General features: G+C 61.1%; 15 protein-coding genes. 10 read left to right on the top strand and 5 right to left on the bottom strand.

All coding sequences use genetic code 11. From position 1 onward, the window contains the following. Nucleotides 1-19: 19 nt before the first annotated feature. The gene (locus tag KUA23_RS03640) at nucleotides 20-925 is read right to left on the bottom strand and encodes a cation diffusion facilitator family transporter (protein WP_100491558.1); all 906 of its coding nucleotides are present in this window, start codon (nucleotides 923-925) and stop codon (nucleotides 20-22) included. Between the two features lie 220 nt (nucleotides 926-1,145). Here KUA23_RS03640 and KUA23_RS03635 point away from each other — a divergent pair, with 220 nt between their 5' ends. Further along, the gene (locus tag KUA23_RS03635; RefSeq protein WP_078046741.1) at nucleotides 1,146-2,516 is read left to right on the top strand and encodes a GntT/GntP/DsdX family permease; all 1,371 of its coding nucleotides are present in this window, start codon (nucleotides 1,146-1,148) and stop codon (nucleotides 2,514-2,516) included. A 2-nt stretch (nucleotides 2,517-2,518) separates the two neighbouring features. Here the strand turns inward: KUA23_RS03635 and KUA23_RS03630 are convergent, their stop codons facing one another. After that, nucleotides 2,519-3,808 (bottom strand): MFS transporter, encoded by a 1,290-nt coding sequence (locus tag KUA23_RS03630; protein WP_252993459.1) that lies wholly within the window; start codon nucleotides 3,806-3,808, stop codon nucleotides 2,519-2,521. A 185-nt stretch (nucleotides 3,809-3,993) separates the two neighbouring features. On the opposite strand from KUA23_RS03630, the gene KUA23_RS03625 reads away from it, so the two are divergent. The 5 genes from KUA23_RS03625 (at nucleotide 3,994) to KUA23_RS03605 (ending at nucleotide 9,614) form a co-directional block, all read left to right on the top strand. Beyond that, nucleotides 3,994-5,412, top strand: a complete 1,419-nt coding sequence (locus tag KUA23_RS03625) for a short-chain fatty acid transporter (RefSeq protein ID WP_252993458.1) — start codon at nucleotides 3,994-3,996, stop codon at nucleotides 5,410-5,412. Between the two features lie 126 nt (nucleotides 5,413-5,538). Continuing rightward, nucleotides 5,539-5,859 (top strand): hypothetical protein, encoded by a 321-nt coding sequence (locus KUA23_RS03620; protein ID WP_252993457.1) that lies wholly within the window; start codon nucleotides 5,539-5,541, stop codon nucleotides 5,857-5,859. 93 nt (nucleotides 5,860-5,952) lie between these two features. Further along, nucleotides 5,953-7,653 (top strand): acid phosphatase, encoded by a 1,701-nt coding sequence (locus KUA23_RS03615; protein WP_252993456.1) that lies wholly within the window; start codon nucleotides 5,953-5,955, stop codon nucleotides 7,651-7,653. Nucleotides 7,654-7,775: 122 nt separating this feature from the next. After that, nucleotides 7,776-8,945, top strand: a complete 1,170-nt coding sequence (locus KUA23_RS03610) for a hypothetical protein (RefSeq protein WP_078046736.1) — start codon at nucleotides 7,776-7,778, stop codon at nucleotides 8,943-8,945. Between the two features lie 147 nt (nucleotides 8,946-9,092). Beyond that, nucleotides 9,093-9,614 carry an SET domain-containing protein-lysine N-methyltransferase gene (locus tag KUA23_RS03605; RefSeq protein WP_099493960.1) on the top strand — a complete coding sequence of 174 codons (522 nt, stop codon included), beginning with the start codon at nucleotides 9,093-9,095 and terminating at the stop codon, nucleotides 9,612-9,614. On the opposite strand, the gene can is transcribed toward KUA23_RS03605, so the two are convergent. After that, the gene (gene can / locus KUA23_RS03600; protein WP_025856499.1) at nucleotides 9,611-10,255 is read right to left on the bottom strand and encodes a carbonate dehydratase; all 645 of its coding nucleotides are present in this window, start codon (nucleotides 10,253-10,255) and stop codon (nucleotides 9,611-9,613) included. The genes KUA23_RS03605 and can overlap by 4 nt on opposite strands. A 154-nt stretch (nucleotides 10,256-10,409) precedes the next feature. Between can and KUA23_RS03595 the strand changes: the two genes are divergently transcribed. After that, complete coding sequence (locus tag KUA23_RS03595; protein ID WP_028618685.1) at nucleotides 10,410-10,814, top strand: hypothetical protein; 405 nt, start codon at nucleotides 10,410-10,412, stop codon at nucleotides 10,812-10,814. 113 nt (nucleotides 10,815-10,927) lie between these two features. On the opposite strand, the gene rimI is transcribed toward KUA23_RS03595, so the two are convergent. Both rimI and KUA23_RS03585 read right to left on the bottom strand, forming a co-directional pair. After that, nucleotides 10,928-11,380: a ribosomal protein S18-alanine N-acetyltransferase gene (gene rimI / locus KUA23_RS03590; RefSeq protein ID WP_003188286.1), complete on the bottom strand. Its 453-nt coding sequence runs from the start codon at nucleotides 11,378-11,380 to the stop codon at nucleotides 10,928-10,930. Further along, on the bottom strand, nucleotides 11,373-12,119 hold the full coding sequence (locus tag KUA23_RS03585) for an energy transducer TonB (protein ID WP_214496705.1): 747 nt from the start codon (nucleotides 12,117-12,119) through the stop codon (nucleotides 11,373-11,375). The genes rimI and KUA23_RS03585 overlap by 8 nt, the downstream gene beginning before the upstream one ends. Nucleotides 12,120-12,306: 187 nt before the next feature. Between KUA23_RS03585 and mksB the strand changes: the two genes are divergently transcribed. Genes mksB through mksF form a run of 3 tightly spaced genes read left to right on the top strand, consistent with a single transcriptional unit; the run spans nucleotide 12,307 to nucleotide 17,121 of the window. Continuing rightward, nucleotides 12,307-13,599, top strand: coding sequence for an Mks condensin complex protein MksB (mksB, locus tag KUA23_RS03580; protein ID WP_078046732.1), 1,293 nt, complete (start codon nucleotides 12,307-12,309; stop codon nucleotides 13,597-13,599). Then, nucleotides 13,589-14,296 (top strand): Mks condensin complex protein MksE, encoded by a 708-nt coding sequence (gene mksE / locus KUA23_RS03575; RefSeq protein WP_252993455.1) that lies wholly within the window; start codon nucleotides 13,589-13,591, stop codon nucleotides 14,294-14,296. Before mksB ends, mksE begins: the two co-directional genes overlap by 11 nt. After that, nucleotides 14,293-17,121, top strand: coding sequence for an Mks condensin complex protein MksF (gene mksF / locus KUA23_RS03570; RefSeq protein WP_078046730.1), 2,829 nt, complete (start codon nucleotides 14,293-14,295; stop codon nucleotides 17,119-17,121). Before mksE ends, mksF begins: the two co-directional genes overlap by 4 nt. Nucleotides 17,122-17,189 lie beyond the last annotated feature (68 nt).

Here is a 17,189-nt window from a genome sequence, read left to right as displayed (position 1 = left end):
ACAAATCCGTTAGACAGGGTCAGGCATGCACGTCGTCATGTTCGTCATGCGCAAAACCGTCGCCTTCGATCTGGATGGTCGCGTGGGAAATATCGAATTGCTCATGCAGCAGTTCCGTCACCGCGGTGAGGATTTGTGGTTCCGTACTGAGCGCCGAATCCGCCACCAGGTGGGTGCTCAGCACATTCTTGCCGCTGGTGAGCGCCCAGATATGCAGGTCGTGTACATCCTTGACCCCACGCACACCGCGAATAGCCTGCTCCACCTGGTCGATATCAATACCGTCCGGCACCCCTTGCAGCAGCACATTCATGCTGTCCTTGAGCAACGTCCAGGTACGGGGCAACACCCAGAAACCAATGGCCGCCGCGACCAGCGAGTCGACCCAGCCCCAGCCTGTGTACAGGATCACCAGCGCCGCGATGATCACACCGATGGAGCCAAGCATATCGCTCCAGACCTCCAGGTAGGCGCCCTTCACATTCAGGCTTTCGCCGCTGGCGGCGCTCAGCAGGCGCATGGAAATCAGGTTGACGATCAGCCCCAGCACGGCGATCACCAGCATGCCGGTGGACTGTATCTCGGCGGGCGCCTGCAGGCGCTGGTACGCCTCGTAGAGGATGTAGAACGCAACGACGAACAGCAGCAACGCATTGAATGCCGCGGCGAGGATTTCGAAACGCGCATAGCCGAAGGTGCGCTTACGATCAGCCGGGCGTTTCGCAACCTGGATCGCCACCAGGGAAATCGCCAGCGCCAGGGCGTCGGTCATCATGTGGGCGGCGTCGGACAGCAGCGCCAGGCTGCCGGTGACGAAAGCGCCAATGACTTCGGCAATCATGAAACTGCCCGTCAGCCCCAGGGCGATCCATAACAGACGTTCGTGGCCGGCGCGTACTTGGGCGTGGCTGTGTCCTGCGCTCATGGAAAATCCTCGTGATGGTCAGTGGTGCGCAATCATAGAGCGATAGGCCAAATCCCCCGCTCCAGGTTGCAGGATTGTCATTGTGGCGCCAGCCCGGCGTTAATTTTTGATCGCACCAAAAGTGCACATGAACGCTCTGGAACAGTTGTATCAGGTATGCTTTTCGAGCAGGAAACAAAAAGAAACATATTTCCCAACCTGTTCGATAAGGAGTCCCGTTTTGGAGTTATCGACTGCCGCGTGGATGGTTCACGACACCCGCCTTATGTTCTGTGTACTGCTGGCCATCGCCAGCATCATTGTGCTGATCAGCGCGACCAAGTTGCCACCGTTCCTGTCGATCCTGATTGGCACCTTTATCGCCGGAGTCGGCGCCGGCCTGCCGCCAGAAGAGGTGGCCAAGGCGTTCAGCAAAGGCGCCGGGGCGATCCTCGGTGAAGCGGGGATTATCATCGCCCTGGGCTCGATGCTCGGCGCACTGATGGCCGAATCCGGCGCGGCCGACCGTATTGCCACCACCCTGCTCGGGCTGGGCAAGGGCAAGTCATTGCCGTGGGTAATGGCGCTGGTAGCCATGGTGATCGGCTTGCCGCTGTTCTTCGAAGTGGGCCTGGTGATGATGGTGCCGATCATCTTTGTGATGGCTAAACGGTCGAACCAGCCGCTGCTGAAAATCGCCATCCCGGCACTGGCGGGCATGACCACCCTGCACGCCCTGATGCCACCGCATCCAGGGCCGCTGATTGCAGTGGGCGCGTTGCATGCGGACCTGGGCCTGACCATGTTGCTGGGCTTCTGCCTGGCGGTGCCGGCGGTGATCCTGGCGGGCCCGATCTACGGCAACTGGCTGTCCAAGCGCCTGCATGTGGATGAACCAGCCGACATTGGCGCGCTGTTCAGTGCGCCACCCAAGGCGCCGCGCCAGCCGGGTTTCGGCGTGTCGCTGCTGATTATTCTGTTGCCGGTGATTCTGATGCTGGGCAGCACCCTGGCCAAGGTCGCGTTGCCAGCCGAAAGCACCGTCGGCCTGACCTTGAAGTTCCTCGGCGAGCCGTTGATCGCCCTCGGCCTGGCCGTGATTGCCGCCGTGATCTGCCTGGGCTGGGCCGCCGGCATGCCGCGTGCGGACGTTGGCAACACCCTGCGCAAAGCCCTCGCCCCCATCGCCGTGTTGCTGCTGACCATCGGCGCCGGCGGCGGCCTCAAGCAGACCCTGTTGGACGCCGGCGTCAGCCAGACCATCAGCAAGGTCGCCGAAGGCGCACACATGCCCTACCTGCTACTCGCGTGGCTGATTGCAGTTGCGCTGCGCCAGGCCACCGGCTCGGCCACCGTCGCCACCACCACGACCGCCGGCATCCTCGCACCGATGATGGCGGGCCTGGCCGCGACACAGAGTTCACTGGTAGCACTGGCGATCGGCGCCGGCTCGGTGTTCTTCTGCCACGTTAACGACGCCGGGTTCTGGATGGTGCGTGAGTACTTTGGCCTGCAGCTGAAGCAGACGATCTGGGTGTGGTCGGTGCTGCAGACCATCGTGTCAGTCGTGGGGTTGGTGGGTACGTTGTTGATGTGGCACTTCTTGACCTGAAACTAGGCAGCCAAGGTGTGGCGCTTTCCAAACAGCGCCACACTCACCACGCCCACCGCCCCCATCACTACGCAATACCCCACGCAAATCCACGGGCGGGTCGGCATCAGTGCAATCAGCAGCAGCGGTGTCGTACTGGCCCACAGCGCGTAGGCAATGTTGTAGGTGAAGGATATCCCTGACACCCGCACGTGCGCCGGAAACAGGCCGACCATCACCGAAGGTACCGCGCCCACCACGCCACAACTGAGTCCCGCCAGGGCATACGCCGCCCCCAGCCAGACGCCGCCGTTGATCAGGCTGGCGTATAAAATGCCGACCCCCACCGGCAGCAGCAGGCTGTAGACCAGCACCGCGCGCCAGGCGCCAATGCGGTCGACCAGCAAGCCGGCCAGTACGCAGCCGATATTCAGGAACACGATGCCCAGGGCGCTCAAGGCGAAGGTGTGGCTGGGGCTCATGCCGAAGGTTTTCTGCATCATGGTCGGGGTGATGACCACCAGCACCACCACACCAGAGGTGAGCACGCAGGTGAGGATCATCGCAGGCAGCAGCACGGCACGATGGTCGCGCAGCACGGTGCGCAGTGGCAGTTCGGCAGCGGCCTGGCGGCGAGCCTGCATTTCGAGGAATACCGGGGTTTCGCTGAGCCAGCGGCGCAGCCACACGCCGATCACACCGAATACGCCGCCAAGCAGGAAGGGGAGCCGCCAGGCATAGTCGAGGATTTCGGCTGGGGTGAAAACTTGCGCCAGCAGGGTCGCGGTAAGCGCGCCGAGCAGGTAGCCGAAGGTCAGTCCGGCTTGCAGGAACCCCAAGGCATAGCCGCGATGGTGGGTGGGTGCGTGCTCGGCGACGAAGGTCCAGGCGCTGGGCACTTCACCGCCCACTGCGGCGCCTTGCAGCACGCGCAGCGCCAGCAGGATCAGCGGGGCGAAATAACCGATTTGCGCATAGGTGGGCATGATCCCGATGAGCAGGCAGGGCAAGGCCATCATCAGGATACTCAGGCTGAACACGCGCTTGCGCCCCAGGTGATCGGCAAAGTGCGCCATCAGGATGCCGCCCAACGGGCGTGCCAGGTAGCCGGTGACGAAAATGCCAAAGCTCTGCAACAGGCGCAGCCACTCGGGCATTTCCGGCGGGAAGAACAGTTGGCTTAAGGTCAGCGCGAAAAACACGAAGATAATGAAGTCGTAGATTTCCAGGGCACCGCCCAGGGCGGCCAGGCCCAGGGTTTTGTAGTCGGAGCGGGAAAAACGCTGCGCCTGTGGGGAAAAGGTGGCAGTCATGTGATGGCTCGGCAGACAAACAAAATGGCGTGCAGGTTATGAGTTGAGCCCATTGAAGGCAATCACGGCAGATATATTTGTTTTCCTCATGGATCGATGAAGATAACTGCATTCCCATATCAATGGCCGTAGCGGAACATGCCGTAAAACTGCCAACACCATAATAAATACAAGAGGAAAGACTCGTGGCCGATGCTATCGAAGAAAGCCGCTATGCTCGATTTGCCCTGCGCTGTTCCAACTTCGCCGAACGCTGGTTTCCAGACTCCTGGGTGTTTGCCGCCCTCGCCGTGATCATCGTCGCCGTGGCAACCCTGGGCATGGGTGCCGCGCCGACCGAAGCGGCCAAAGCCTTCGGCGATGGGTTCTGGAGCCTGATTCCATTCACCATGCAGATGGCCTTCGTGGTGATTGGTGGGTATGTGGTCGCCAGTTCGCCGCCTGCGGTGAAACTGATCGACCGTCTGGCGCGTATCCCCAAGAACGGCCGCTCCGCCGTGGCTTGGGTGGCCTTGATCTCGATGGTCGCCTCATTGTTGAACTGGGGCCTGTCCCTGGTATTTGGCGGTTTGCTGGTACGGGCATTGGCGCGTCGCACTGATTTGCGCATGGATTATCGCGCGGCCGGGGCTGCGGCCTATCTGGGCCTTGGCGCTGTGTGGGCGCTGGGGTTGTCGTCGTCGGCCGCGCAGTTGCAGGCCAACCCGGCCAGCTTGCCACCGTCGATTCTGTCGATCACGGGGGTGATCCCCTTCACCGATACCATTTTCCTGTGGCAATCCGGCGTGCTCTTGCTGGCGTTGATCGTGGTGTCGCTGATCATCGCCTACGCCACCGCCCCCGGCCCGAACAGCGCCCGCGATGCCATGGCTTGCGGGGTCGACCCGGCCTTCAACCTGCCCAAGCTGCAAGCTCCCACCCGCCCGGGTGAATGGCTGGAACACAGCCCGTTGCTGACTATCCTGCTGGCGCTGCTGGCGGCTGGCTGGCTGTTCCATGAGTTTTCGACCAAGCCGGCGATCAGCGCGATCTCGGGGCTGAACACCTATAACTTCCTGTTCATCATGACCGGTGCCCTGCTGCACTGGCGCCCGCGCAGCTTCCTCGATGCAGTGGCCCGTGCCGTTCCGACCACCACTGGCGTACTGATCCAGTTCCCGCTGTACGGCTCGATCGCCGCGCTGATGACCGTGGTCAAGGGCGGTGACGGCCAGACCCTGGCGCACCATATCTCGACCTTCTTCACCTCCATCGCCTCTCACGACACCTACGCGCTGCTGATGGGTGTGTACTCGGCAGTGCTGGGCTTCTTTATCCCGTCGGGCGGCGGCAAGTGGATTATCGAAGCACCGTATGTGATGCAGGTGGCCAATGACCTGCAATACCACCTGGGCTGGTCGGTGCAGATCTACAACGCAGCCGAAGCGCTGCCGAACCTGATCAACCCGTTCTACATGCTGCCGTTGCTAGGGGTGCTGGGCTTGAAGGCGCGGGACTTGATCGGGTTCTCGTTCGTGCAGTTGCTGGTGCACACCCCGCTGGTGTTGTTCCTGCTGTGGGCGCTGGGGACGACGTTGACGTATTTGCCGCCGGTGATGCCTTAAAAGCACCTTCTGATGCAACGCGTGGGGTTGTCCTACTCCAGACAACGGCAACCCCCGACTCCTCTCGCCAACACCTTTGATTAACCTGACTCGGACTCCTACTCACCTAGCACCAAGGAAACTCCGATGACGCCCCTATCCAAATCACTGGAAGAGTTGATCACTGATATTTACCAGGACGGCAACGTGTCGTTCACTGAGTACAGGGCCTTGCGAGACGATGCCGATCGCCGCATGGCGGCCGTTATCAAAGAGTTCGGCCAGCACAACAACGTGACCGCCTTTCAAAAATCGATCGACGTGACCATGCAGTTATTGCAGACCAGCGTGATCGATGCAAAAAAGGCCAAGCTGACCGATACGGGCGAGGCCATCGTCAAAGATGCGGTGACGGCTCAGGTGGAGTACCTGCGTGCAGGCAGCCAGTTGGCACTGCGTCTGCTGTAATCCTCCGATTCAAATCGCTGTCTTCGTTCCGTCACATTCCGTTGCTACCGTCCTGCGAAATATCTTGCAACAACTCGCCAAGGACTCCCCGCAATGAGTGACGAGCACGAAGACCGCCCTACCCCCGATTCCGCCGACCAACCGCCCGTAGACACCAGCCGTCGGCGTTTCCTGGGAGGCGCGGCGGTGTTGGGGATCGGTGCGACCCTGAGTGCCTGCGGCAATACCGGCGAAGTACCGGGCAAGCCGGTGGCGCGGCCACTGACGCCGCAAGAGCTGGACAAGGCCTTGCACGACCAGGTGAAAACCGTGGTGGTGATCTATGCCGAGAACCGCAGCTTCAACAATTTGTTTGCAGATTTCCCCGGTGTAGAGAAACCACTGTCGGCCCTTTCTGTCGCTGACGTCCAGCAACGCGACCGCGACGGCAGTGTGCTGTCCACCCTGCCTCCCACCTGGGGCGGCGTGTTGCAAGTCGGCCCGCAAACGGTGGACGGGGTGACCTACCCCAGCGAGGTGCAATTCCAGGAAAACCTGCCCAACGCGCCGTTCGCCCTCAAGGGGCCCAACGGCGAAGACCTGCCCCTGAGCCTGGTCACCCGCGATTTGTGGCACGTGTTCTACCAGAACCAGATGCAGATCAATGGCGGCAAGAACGACGGTTTCGTTGCCTGGGCGGACTCCGGTGGCCTGGTGATGGGCCACTACGCCCAGAGCCGGTACTCCCTGCGCCTGTGGGACGTCGCCAAGGAGTTTGTGCTGTGCGATAACTTCTTCCAGGGTGCGTTCGGTGGCTCGTTCCTCAACCATCAATACCTGATCAGCGCCACCGCACCGTTTTACCCGAATGCCGCGCAATCGGTGGCCAAGGCGCAGATCGCCACGCTGCAAAGCGATGACCCCACCGACCCGCGCCTCAAGCCGCTGGACAAGTCCCCGGCCAGCGCGATGACCGGCCCGCCACAGTTCGGCCCTAGTGCGTTGACCCCGGACGGTTACGGCGTGAACACCCTGGCGCCGCCTTACTGGCCGACCTGGATCCGCGACCCGGAAAACCCGGATTACTCCAAACCCGACCTGCCCAACGTGCTGGTGCCACAAACCCACGAGCACATCGGTGACAAGCTGTCGAAAAAGAATGTCGACTGGGCCTGGTACGCCGGCGCGTGGCAAGCCACCTTGGACCAGTTCAAGGACTCGGGCGGCATTCCGAAGATTCCGAACTTCCAGTATCACCACCAGCCATTCAACTACTTCAAGCAGCAGGGTCCGGAAAATCGCGCCGAGCGTGACAAGCGCCTGCGCGATGGTGGCTTGGGGGATGAGTCGAGCACCAACAAGTTCTTCGCCGACGCCCAAGCCGGCAAACTGCCCGCGGTGACCTTCTACAAGCCTCAAGGCAACCTGAACATGCACGCCGGTTATGCCGACGTGGCCTCTGGCGACCGCCATATCGCCCGCGCCCTGAAAGTGCTGCAAGAGAGCCCGCAGTGGAAAAACATGGTGGTGGTGGTGACCGTCGATGAAAACGGCGGCTGGTGGGACCACGTGGCCCCACCCAAGGGCGACCGCTGGGGACCGGGCACACGGGTCCCGGCGATTGTGGTGTCACCGTTCGCACGCAAAGGCACGGTGGACCATACGGTGTACGACACTGCCTCGATCCTGCGGTTGATCACCCGGGTGTTCCAGCTGGAGACCCTGGACGGCCTCAAGCAGCGGGATGACGCCATGATCGCCCGTGGCCAGAAGCCCATGGGTGACTTGAGCAATGCCTTGCAATTCAACCTGTAGGTTTTCTTATCCAATAGCGACACGCCGGGTGATTTAGTGCGCGGCTTTCCTGGTCAGCCGCTACTGTGTGGAGGTGGGCTTTCATCCCGCGCAGACGGGCTTTCGCTGACAAGGAAACAATCATGTTTAAACCGACCAGGCTGTCCTTCACCCTGGCCGCACTGATGGCGAGTGCGGTCGTACAGGCCGACATCGAGGTGCCGCTGGGGAACACGCAGCGTGTGACCCAACTGTTCGCCTACCCCAATAACTGCAACGTGATCTGCTTTCGGCCATGGACGCTGGAACAGACTGCCGAGCACTATCTGAACCAGAGCCTGCAACGGGATGGATACAGTCGGGCGAAAGTCAGCGTCAAGACCCGTGACGGGCAAGTATCCGCCACGTTCAGCGGGGTACCGGAGAGCTATGGCCAACCCCTGACCACGTTGCTCAATACCGCCGATCTGGCCTACCAGGGCGCCAGCAAGCTCAACAGCGATGGCAAGTGGGCCTATAACTGGTACCTGTTCCTGCCGCTGGGCATGGCCCTGGAAAACCGAAAAAGCATCGAGCTGCTGCATTTCCCGCCGGATTATTCCCTGACCCAGGCCCAGGATTACCTGGAATCGGCCACCACCGACCGCTGGGCCACCTTGCTCACGGATAACGGCATCCCGGCCACCGAAACCCCGGCTTACCAGACCATCATCGATATCGCGCCCATTGCCGCGCCATCCAACGCAGGCAAGGACCTGGAAACCGTCTACAGCTATTTCACCGATTACCAGACGCGCATGGTCCAGGAACTGAGCCTGTCGGCCAAAGGCGCTTTGCCCATGGTTGCGTTCGGCGCGCCGGTGCGCAGCTGGATCAAGCAACAATACGGGCAGACCGTGAACGTGCTGAGCCTGGCGCAGATCAGCCCGACACCGGGCCAAAGCGTGTCGGTGCTGGGCGCTAACCACCCAAGTTACATTTGGTATGCCGCAAGCCCCGACACCTACGACGGTAACGAGCAGAAAGCCGATGAGGCCGGTTTGAAGGTGATGGGCCAGGATCTGAGCGCCGCATGCTGGCAGGCCGGGATGGGCCAGAAACCAGCAAGCGATCCGAATGTATTGCTCAAGGCATGCATGAACACCTGGCAAGTCACACGCAAGGAGCAGACCTGTGAGTTGTTTTATACCTCGGTGCGCAACTTGTCCCCGGAAGAGGCAAACGCAAAATGCGCCACGCCCGCCATCAAGACGCAGTTGAAGCAACTCAAGAATGCCGCCCCCACCCCAGCCATTGCGGCCCCGGCGTTGTAATTCGCACAAAAAACCGTCGATTTCTACTGTCAACATTGACAGTAGAAATCGGCACCATCTTCAGCGAGTCTTGAGCGGCGTTCATCAGCTGCAAGACCGGTAGTCAGACACCACCCGCAGGTCGATGCAGCCTAAACCAGGAGAGTTATGAAAACTCAGGCCATGGATAAGGCTAAAACTGCTGTGAGTGACTGCCTTTACCCTTTCAAGTCCACGCTCGGACCGGGCTACCCTTCGGTCGAGCAATTCGAAGTGGTGCAGAATATTGAAGGCGTGGGGGTCGGAATCAAGGCACGCACGGCCTTTGACAGCCGTGTGTGCATCGCCAAAATCTCCGGCTATGCCCTGAACGAGCGACGCCTGCACACCTTGCAGCTATCGTCGCGCACCCACCTCTACGACTGTTGGTTCAGTGGCCTGTTTTCACATTCATGCAAACCGAATGTGTTTCTCGACCTGCACTATCTGGAGGTCTGGACCCTGCGGGACATCCGTCCAGGCGAGCTGCTGAGCATGGATTACACCATGACCGAAGACGTGCTGTTCCGGCAGTTCGCTTGCCAATGCGGCGAGCTGAACTGCCGGGGCTGGATTACCGGTCACGACGAGCTGCTAAGCGCCGAGGGCCAGGCGTTCATGGCCCAGTGGCGCGAGCGCAAACGCCCTTAGGCTTCACCCAGCGGGCGCAGGCGATATTGCGGCGGCAACTGCTCGAAACCACTGATGGTGGTGTTCAAGCTCTTCCAGCGGCCATCCTTGATGCCGTAGATGCAGCCATGGATCGACAGGCTCTGCCCACGGTGCCAGGCGTTTTGCACAATGCTGGTGTGACCGACGTTGGCCACTTGCTGGATCACGTTCAACTCGCACAGGCGGTCGACGCGCTCTTCTTCCGTCGGCAGCTGGGCCAACACGTCGCGGTTTTCGTAGTAGAGGTCACGAATGGTGCGCAACCAGCCATCGATCAGGCCGAACTGACGGTCTTGCATCGACGCGCGCACGCCGCCACAGCCATAGTGGCCGGTGACCAGGATGTGTTTGACCTTGAGCACGTCCACTGCGTACTGGATCACCGACAGGCAGTTGAGGTCGGTGTGCAGCACCACGTTGGCCACGTTACGGTGTACGAACAGATCACCGGGCAGCATGCCGACGATCTCATTGGCCGGTACCCGTGCGTCGGAACAGCCGATCCACAGGTATTCCGGGGTTTGCTGGCGGGCGAGCTTGGCGAAGAATTCGGGATCTTCCTGTTTGATCGCGTCCGCCCAGCGTTCGTTGTTATCAAGCAGGTCTTGTAGTTCGTTCATCAGGGAAAGCCTCAGGAATGATGCGCAGTTTTGTGACTGACAACCCCACGTCCAGGTCACGCCCTGCCGGTGAATAACAAGCGTGAATTAGCTTGAATCTTTGGGCCGCCCAGCCTGTCCACACACTATAAGCCCCACAGTATGAGGATTGGCCATGACTGAATCACGACGTCCCTACGGCGCTACGCAGCCTGAACCCATAGATGACAATGAGGACCGCATGGGCTCGATGCGCGAACTGGATTTTGACGAAGAAGAACCGACGGCGGAGATCGGCGATGAGATCCCTCGTCGCGAACGTGAACACCGAATGCCCGACGAACGGGTGCGTGAAGCAGGTCTCACCGGCGCGTCCACAGATGATCACGAGCCGACTGATGATGATTTAAGCCCGGAAACGTTGATCCGTGAGGATGGTGCTCGCGATGCCCGTGAAGAAGGCGAGGATAACCCGGCGGATTACGACCTGAGCATCGTCGATGAAGATGAAATTGGCGGGGGTACTGGGTTGGATGAGGCCGAACTGGCGGATATCGACCCGATAGACGGTAAACCCTGATACACCTTCGCCCAGACTATTAACCCCGACCTGTAGGAGCCTGGCTTGCCGGCGACGGCGATCTCGAGGACGCCATCGCCGGCAAGCCGGGCTCCTACGGTTTTGGACGGTGTTTAATCGACCAGGGTGCAGGCCATCACGACCGCATCTTCGCGGCCACCGACGGCGGGGTAATAGTCGCGCCGGCGGCCAATTTCATTGAAGCCATAGCGCTCATACAGGCGAAACGCGCCGGTATTACTGTCGCGCACTTCCAGGAAGCATTCACGGGCATTGGCGGCATAGGCGCGGGACATCAGATGTTCCAGCAACGCCAGGCCGAGGCCGCGGCCCTGGTTTTCCGGCTTCACGGTGATATTCAGCAGGTGAGCCTCGTCGAGGATGATCTGCACCACGCCATGCCCCACCTGCTGCTCACCTTCAAACATCAGCCAGATCTGGTACTTACCCAACCCGTCGAGAAATATCCCACGGGTCCAGGGGTGGCTGAACGCGGCGTATTCGATTTTCAGCACGGCGTCGAGGTCGGCCTCGGTCATCGGGCGGAAGGATAAAGCCTCACTCATCGGTCGTTTTCCAGCGCGCCATCAGCCGGCGCATGGCTTGCCAGACATCAGCCTTACGCTGTGGCTCTTCCATTAATAATTCCAGGCCCGGCAGGGCCCATACCGAGCCCAGGCTTTCGACCTGGAGCTCGCGGTACCAGGCTTCGGCGTTGGCTTCGCCGGCAAATCGCACGGCGGGCAGGCCGATCAGCCACAGGCACACACAGGGTTCGTCTTCCAGGCGTGCCGATACAAAGCCTTGCACAAAATCCCTCGCGGCTTCCGGGCCCTGGTCCATGTTGCCGCGCACCAGCAGCGGCCAGCGCACCGGGTCGCCGACGATTTGCGGGCTGTCGGGCAGGCCGGCGGCACGCAGCATGTCTTTTAGCAGCATGTAGGCGGGGTCGCGGGTCTGGAAGCGTTCGCCGGTCGGCAACTCCACCAGCAGCAGGCAGCGCCCGGCCCGCAGCAATTGCAGGGCAAAACGCGGTGGCGGTACCACCGGGGCCTTGACCACCGGCGCAGCCTCTTCGACCACCTTGGCCGCCTTGGTGACTGGCGCGGGACGCGGTACTTCGATCTTCGCCCGTTCCACCACCGGGCGCGTTTGCGGGGTGGGCTCGACCACCGCCACGGGCGCGGCCGCCTCTTCCCCCGAAGACTCGAACGCCTCGTAGGGCTCAAGCGCCTGCAACAGCTCCGGCCGCGACGGCGCGGCAAACGGCAGTTCGGTGCGGGGCAGCCAGTTGACCACCTGCATGGCGGTCAAGTAAGCGCGACGTCGGGACTCGATAAGCACAGCTCGGCCACTTGTGGATAACTAAAGAGCGGGGATTCTACCGCTGTTCGGTAACAATCGCCCACTGCGTACTGACCGGCTGTGGATAAATCCCGCGTCCGATGCAGTACAATCGCGACTTTTAATCGCCAACCAGCCGGCCATTCCCATGATCGAACCCAAGCGCGTCCTGCGCGCCCTCGCCGAACACTGGGCCTTACTTGAGCCACTGTGCGAACACTTCGACCAAGGCACCCTGAGCCTGGGCGAGCTGCGCGCACAACTGGCCGCCCAACAACTGGACAGCACGCCCCAGGACATCACCAGCCTGCTGGACGTGTGGATTCGCCTGGATATCCTGGTGCCTGTCGCCAAGAGCCCGAACCGATTCGAGCTCAATGCGCAGATCCACGACTTCCTGGCCTATCTTCGCAAGGAGCACCGGCTTGGCCTGTGCCTGGAAATCGAAGCCTACCTGCGCCACCTTGAGCGCCTGGCCGGTTATATCCAGGACGCCTTCGACATCCGTGATGGCCACGACCTGGCCCGCCAGCTGCGACTGCTGGATATGCGCGTGCGCGACGTGCTGAAAAAGCTCGCCAACGACGAGCAGGCCCTCGCCGCCGTGGCCGACCGGGCCAAGACCAGCGATCGGCAGATCCCGCTGCGCCAGCGTTATGCCGAGGTATTGGCGACCTGGGACGAATACGTCGAACCCATGATCCAGCTGGTGAACGCCGACGGCGCCTTCGAGCAAGGCGTGCGCAAGGTAGAAAACGTGCTGCTGCGCATGCTCACCGAGCAACAGCGCCTCGGCCACTTGGTGGACGACGACATGCTGCTGCGCACCCACGCACGCATCCTCGAAATGCAGACCAGCGCCCAACTGACCCTGCGCCATGCTCGCGAGCTGTTGCTGCCGCTGCGCGAAGAAGCGCGCCGGCACAATGCCGTGACCCGTGGCGCGGCGCTAGCCTTGTCGGCCATCCGCCGCAAAGGCCTGGACGCGGTGCCGCAAGCGGCGATGCCGATGTTCACCCGGCCGCAAAGTACCTTTCTCGGCAGTGCCAGCCAAGTCGAGGCGTACGTGTATGCCCTGGCGAATTTCGAGCCGAAACCGGCACGTTTCCCCAAGGCGCACAAATCCCACAAGGGCGACGCCCAGCGCGCACCGCGCACGGTCAAGGAGATGCTCGAGCGTTGCGAAGACGCACTGCCGATGCCAGACCTGATGACCTGGTTGCTGGAGCAGGAACCGGACGGCGCCACCGACGAATTGCTGTACTGGTTCTCACGGCTGTCTCGCGAAAAACGCTTCAAGCGCGAACGCCTGGAGCGTCGCGATTACCACACACACGAGCACCAGGTCAGCCTGCGCTCGTTCGCCCTGCTCCCGGCCACGCCCGACGCCGCCGAGAATTCTGCGAGCACCGCTTCTGTAAGGACTTCGCATGCATCTTGATCTATCCGAACTGTCCCAGCTGGCGCCGATCTTTCGCGAGCTGTTCAAGGGTTACCACGTCAGCCGCCGCGACCCGGAGCTGTACGCGCAACTGTCGAACTTCCAGGACCAGTACCGCACGCTGTTCAGGGCCTTGGGCTTTGAGCTGGTCTGCGATACACGGGGTTTCTACTATTTCGTGCCGGACTCCGCCATCGCCAGCGCGCAGGTGAACAAGACCGCCCAGCGCCTGGCACTGTTTACCTTCATCATCGTCGAGCACTTGGCCGACCAAGGCCGCGACCCGATTGCCGTGCTCGACGGTGGCAGCCTGGGCCGTGATGAGCTGCCGTCGCTGCTGGAGAAGTACCGCGACCTGTTTATCCAGGCCGAGGTGCAGACCCAGGAAGAACTCGAAGAAAAAATCATGCGCCGCATGACCCAGCTGGGCTTTGCCAGCGAAGACAGCGGCGTGTACCGCTTCCTGCCGCCGATGCACCGCTTCCTCGATGTGTGCCTGTCGGTGCAGCAAGACCGCGACCTGGCGGCCAGCGTGCACAGCGTGTTGCCGCTGCCGGCACCGGTGATCATCGACGAAGACAGCGATGAGAAGCTGCTGAAAACCGATGACCCACTCGACTTGAGCGACTTCGCGGATGAAAGCGAAGAAGACGCACTGGCCCGTGCGATTGCCGAAGAACAGGAGACCGATGCATGAGCAAGGAACGCTACGGCATCCGCCGCTTCGCCCTATTGAACACGGCCGGTTACAGTCTGGGTTTGTTCCCGCTGGAAGAACCGCTGTCGGTGTATGGCGCGAACAACCTGGGTAAATCCGCGTCGATCAACGCCTTGCAGTTCCCGATCCTGGCGCGCATGTCGGACATGAGTTTCGGCAAGTACACCCTGGAACAATCGCGGCGCTTCTACTTCGCCACCGACACCAGCTACATCCTTGTCGAAGTCTCCCTGCCCCACGGCCCGCACGTAATCGGGGTGGTCGGGCGCGGTCCGGGCGGTGGTTTCGGTCACCAGTTCTTTGCCTATGCCGGCAAGTTGGACCTGGCTCACTACCAGAAGAATGACACCTGCCTGCGCCAGAAAGAGCTGTTCACCAACCTGGAGCGCGAAGGCCTGAAAGCCTACGAACTCAAGCCGGATGAACTGCGCCGTTTGCTGGTGGGCGGCCATACGTCGATCCCGCTGGACCTGACGTTGATCCCGCTGCGTTCCACCAGCGAGCAGAGCCTGAAGACGTTCCGCGCGCTGTTTATCAACCTGCTGCACATGCGCGAAATCACTGCGGCCAAGCTCAAGCAATTGTTTCTCGATGCCTTCGAACACAGCTTGCGTTCCGGCAGTGTCGATTACATCGCCGCGTGCGAAGAAGCCTTCCGCGATGTAAGGCGCATGGAGCAGGACTACAACTCCCTGGTCGCCGCCGGCCCGCTGGTAGAAGCGCTGTCCAATGGTGTTCGCCAGCGCGACGTGTTGCGCGGTAAATTGCATCGCCTGTCGCCGCTGCTGGATTCGTTGCTGGGCACCTGGTCGGACTACGCCAGTGCACGCAAGGAAGAGCTGACCATCCAGGCCGAGCACTACCGCAACGAGCAGGACGCACTGCAGAACGACCAACGCGGCGGCACTCAGGAGCTGATGCGCCTGGAGCGTGAGATCAGCGGTATCCAACGCTGGTTGGGCGAGCTGTCGGTGCTCAAGCACCGCTTTGCGTTAGTGGATGACGTGAAGGTGCTGGAGCAACAACTGCTGGCAGCCAAGGACGCGCACGATGAATTGGCGGGCGCGCTGGCGCAGTCGCGGCAGTTCAGCGCCGAGGATCTGGACGAGCGTTTGCGCGACCTTGAAAAGCGCTTGAAGTCGGTCAAGCAGCAACTCGACCACGCCGACAACAACAGCTACGCCAAGCTACGGGAAGAGTTCTCGCAGCAGGACGTCGAACGTCTGATGCGCCTGTTCAACAGTTCGTTGTTCAGCCTGCCATTGGGCGAGCATGGCATCACGCTGGACGAGGATGGCCAGTGGGTCAAATCCCTGGAGCAGATCCTCGATGGCTTCAAGGGCGAACGTTTTGAAGTGCCGGGGCTGTCCATCGATATTTCCCACATTGAGCCGCCAGCCTTGCAGGCCTTGGCGGATCGTGCGGCATTGCGCGACCAGAAAGAGCGCCTGGAAAAAGAACTCAAGCAGTTGAAAACCCAGCAGGCCGTCGCGTCTGACCGCGCCGCGAGCAAGACCCAGACTGAAGCGCTGTACCAGCAAGTGCTGGATGCGCAGAAGGCCCTTGAAGACTTCCGCCGTACCCAAACCCTGAGCGCGGAGGAAGGCGAGAAGCTGGAAAACCTGGCGCAGATGGAAGCGGCGCAGGATGAGTTGAAGCGCTCCAGTGATGCCTTCACTGAACGCGTCCAGCAACTGTCGGCCAAGCTGCAACTGGTCGGCCGTCAGATCGGCGACATGGAAGCCAAGCAGCGCACGCTGGATGATGCGTTGCGCCGTCGTCAGTTGTTGCCGGCAGACCTGCCGTTCGGTACACCGTTCATGGACCCGGTCGACGACTCCATGGACAACCTGCTGCCGCTGCTCAACGACTACCAGGACAGCTGGCAAGGCTTGCTGCGCGCCGATGGCCAGATTGAAGCGCTGTATGCACAGGTGCGCCTCAAGGGCGTGGCCAAGTTCGACAGCGAGGATGATGTTGAGCGTCGCCTGCAGTTGCTGATCAACGCTTATGCACACCGCACTGACGAGGCCCTGACCCTGGGCAAGGCACGGCGCGCGGCGGTGACCGACATTGCGCGGACCCTGCGTAATATCCGCAGCGACTACGACAGCCTCGAGCACCAATTGGCGTTGTTCAACCGCGAGATCAACAAGCGTCAGGTCTCTAACCTGCAAAGCTTCCGCATCGTGCTGGCGCCGAACAAAGAAGCCCTCAAGCATATCGACCAGATCATCCACAGTGCCGGTCAGTATGAAGAAGGCGAAACCCTCTCGGTGTTCGACCTCAGCCAGAGCGCCGAGCAGGACAACAAGAACGAAGAAGCCAAGGAATACCTGGCGCGCCTGGTGGCCGCCAACCATAACCAGTTGGGCCTCAAGGACTTGTTCGAGCTGGCGTTCGAGATCACCAAGGTACATGGCCAACCGGTGATCCACACCGACATCGATGGTGCCGCGTCCAACGGCACCACCATGACCATCAAGGCGCTGACCAACATGTACTTGTTGCTGCACTTGATGGACCGCGACCAGGCCGGGCGTGTGCGTTTGCCGTACTACCTCGACGAAGCTGCGGACATCGACGAGAAAAACCAGGCGGCGCTGCTGGAAACCAGTTTGCAACTGGGCTTCGTGCCAATCCTGGCCAGTGTGAAACCGCAGGTGTCCGCCCAAGTGGCGATCGACCTGGAAGGTGGCAGTGGGCCGAACGGCATCTATATCGATGAGGCGGACTGGAAGTACATCCGTCGTCACGATGTCGTGAAGGCGACGATGAATGAGCCGGAGTTGGACGAGGTTTAATCCACGACGCTGAAATATGAAAAGGCCGCGATCTTATGGATCGCGGCCTTTTTTATGGGTTTGAATAG

This window comes from Pseudomonas pergaminensis, from assembly GCF_024112395.2.
GTDB classification, from domain to species: domain Bacteria; phylum Pseudomonadota; class Gammaproteobacteria; order Pseudomonadales; family Pseudomonadaceae; genus Aquipseudomonas; species Aquipseudomonas pergaminensis.
This window is presented reverse-complemented; position numbering and strand designations above follow the sequence as displayed.

Excerpts from the sequence above, each read along its gene's own strand:
- mksB (WP_078046732.1), top strand. The coding sequence starts at position 12,307 with ATGATCGAACCCAAGCGCGTCCTGCGCGCCCTCGCCGAACACTGGGCC.
- KUA23_RS03595 (WP_028618685.1), top strand. The coding sequence starts at position 10,410 with ATGACTGAATCACGACGTCCCTACGGCGCTACGCAGCCTGAACCCATA.
- KUA23_RS03640 (WP_100491558.1), bottom strand. The coding sequence starts at position 925 with ATGAGCGCAGGACACAGCCACGCCCAAGTACGCGCCGGCCACGAACGT.
- KUA23_RS03605 (WP_099493960.1), top strand. The coding sequence starts at position 9,093 with ATGAAAACTCAGGCCATGGATAAGGCTAAAACTGCTGTGAGTGACTGC.
- can (WP_025856499.1), bottom strand. The coding sequence starts at position 10,255 with ATGAACGAACTACAAGACCTGCTTGATAACAACGAACGCTGGGCGGAC.
- KUA23_RS03615 (WP_252993456.1), top strand. The coding sequence starts at position 5,953 with ATGAGTGACGAGCACGAAGACCGCCCTACCCCCGATTCCGCCGACCAA.
- KUA23_RS03620 (WP_252993457.1), top strand. The coding sequence starts at position 5,539 with ATGACGCCCCTATCCAAATCACTGGAAGAGTTGATCACTGATATTTAC.
- mksF (WP_078046730.1), top strand. The coding sequence starts at position 14,293 with ATGAGCAAGGAACGCTACGGCATCCGCCGCTTCGCCCTATTGAACACG.
- KUA23_RS03585 (WP_214496705.1), bottom strand. The coding sequence starts at position 12,119 with ATGCAGGTGGTCAACTGGCTGCCCCGCACCGAACTGCCGTTTGCCGCG.
- rimI (WP_003188286.1), bottom strand. The coding sequence starts at position 11,380 with ATGAGTGAGGCTTTATCCTTCCGCCCGATGACCGAGGCCGACCTCGAC.
- KUA23_RS03610 (WP_078046736.1), top strand. The coding sequence starts at position 7,776 with ATGTTTAAACCGACCAGGCTGTCCTTCACCCTGGCCGCACTGATGGCG.
- KUA23_RS03630 (WP_252993459.1), bottom strand. The coding sequence starts at position 3,808 with ATGACTGCCACCTTTTCCCCACAGGCGCAGCGTTTTTCCCGCTCCGAC.
- mksE (WP_252993455.1), top strand. The coding sequence starts at position 13,589 with ATGCATCTTGATCTATCCGAACTGTCCCAGCTGGCGCCGATCTTTCGC.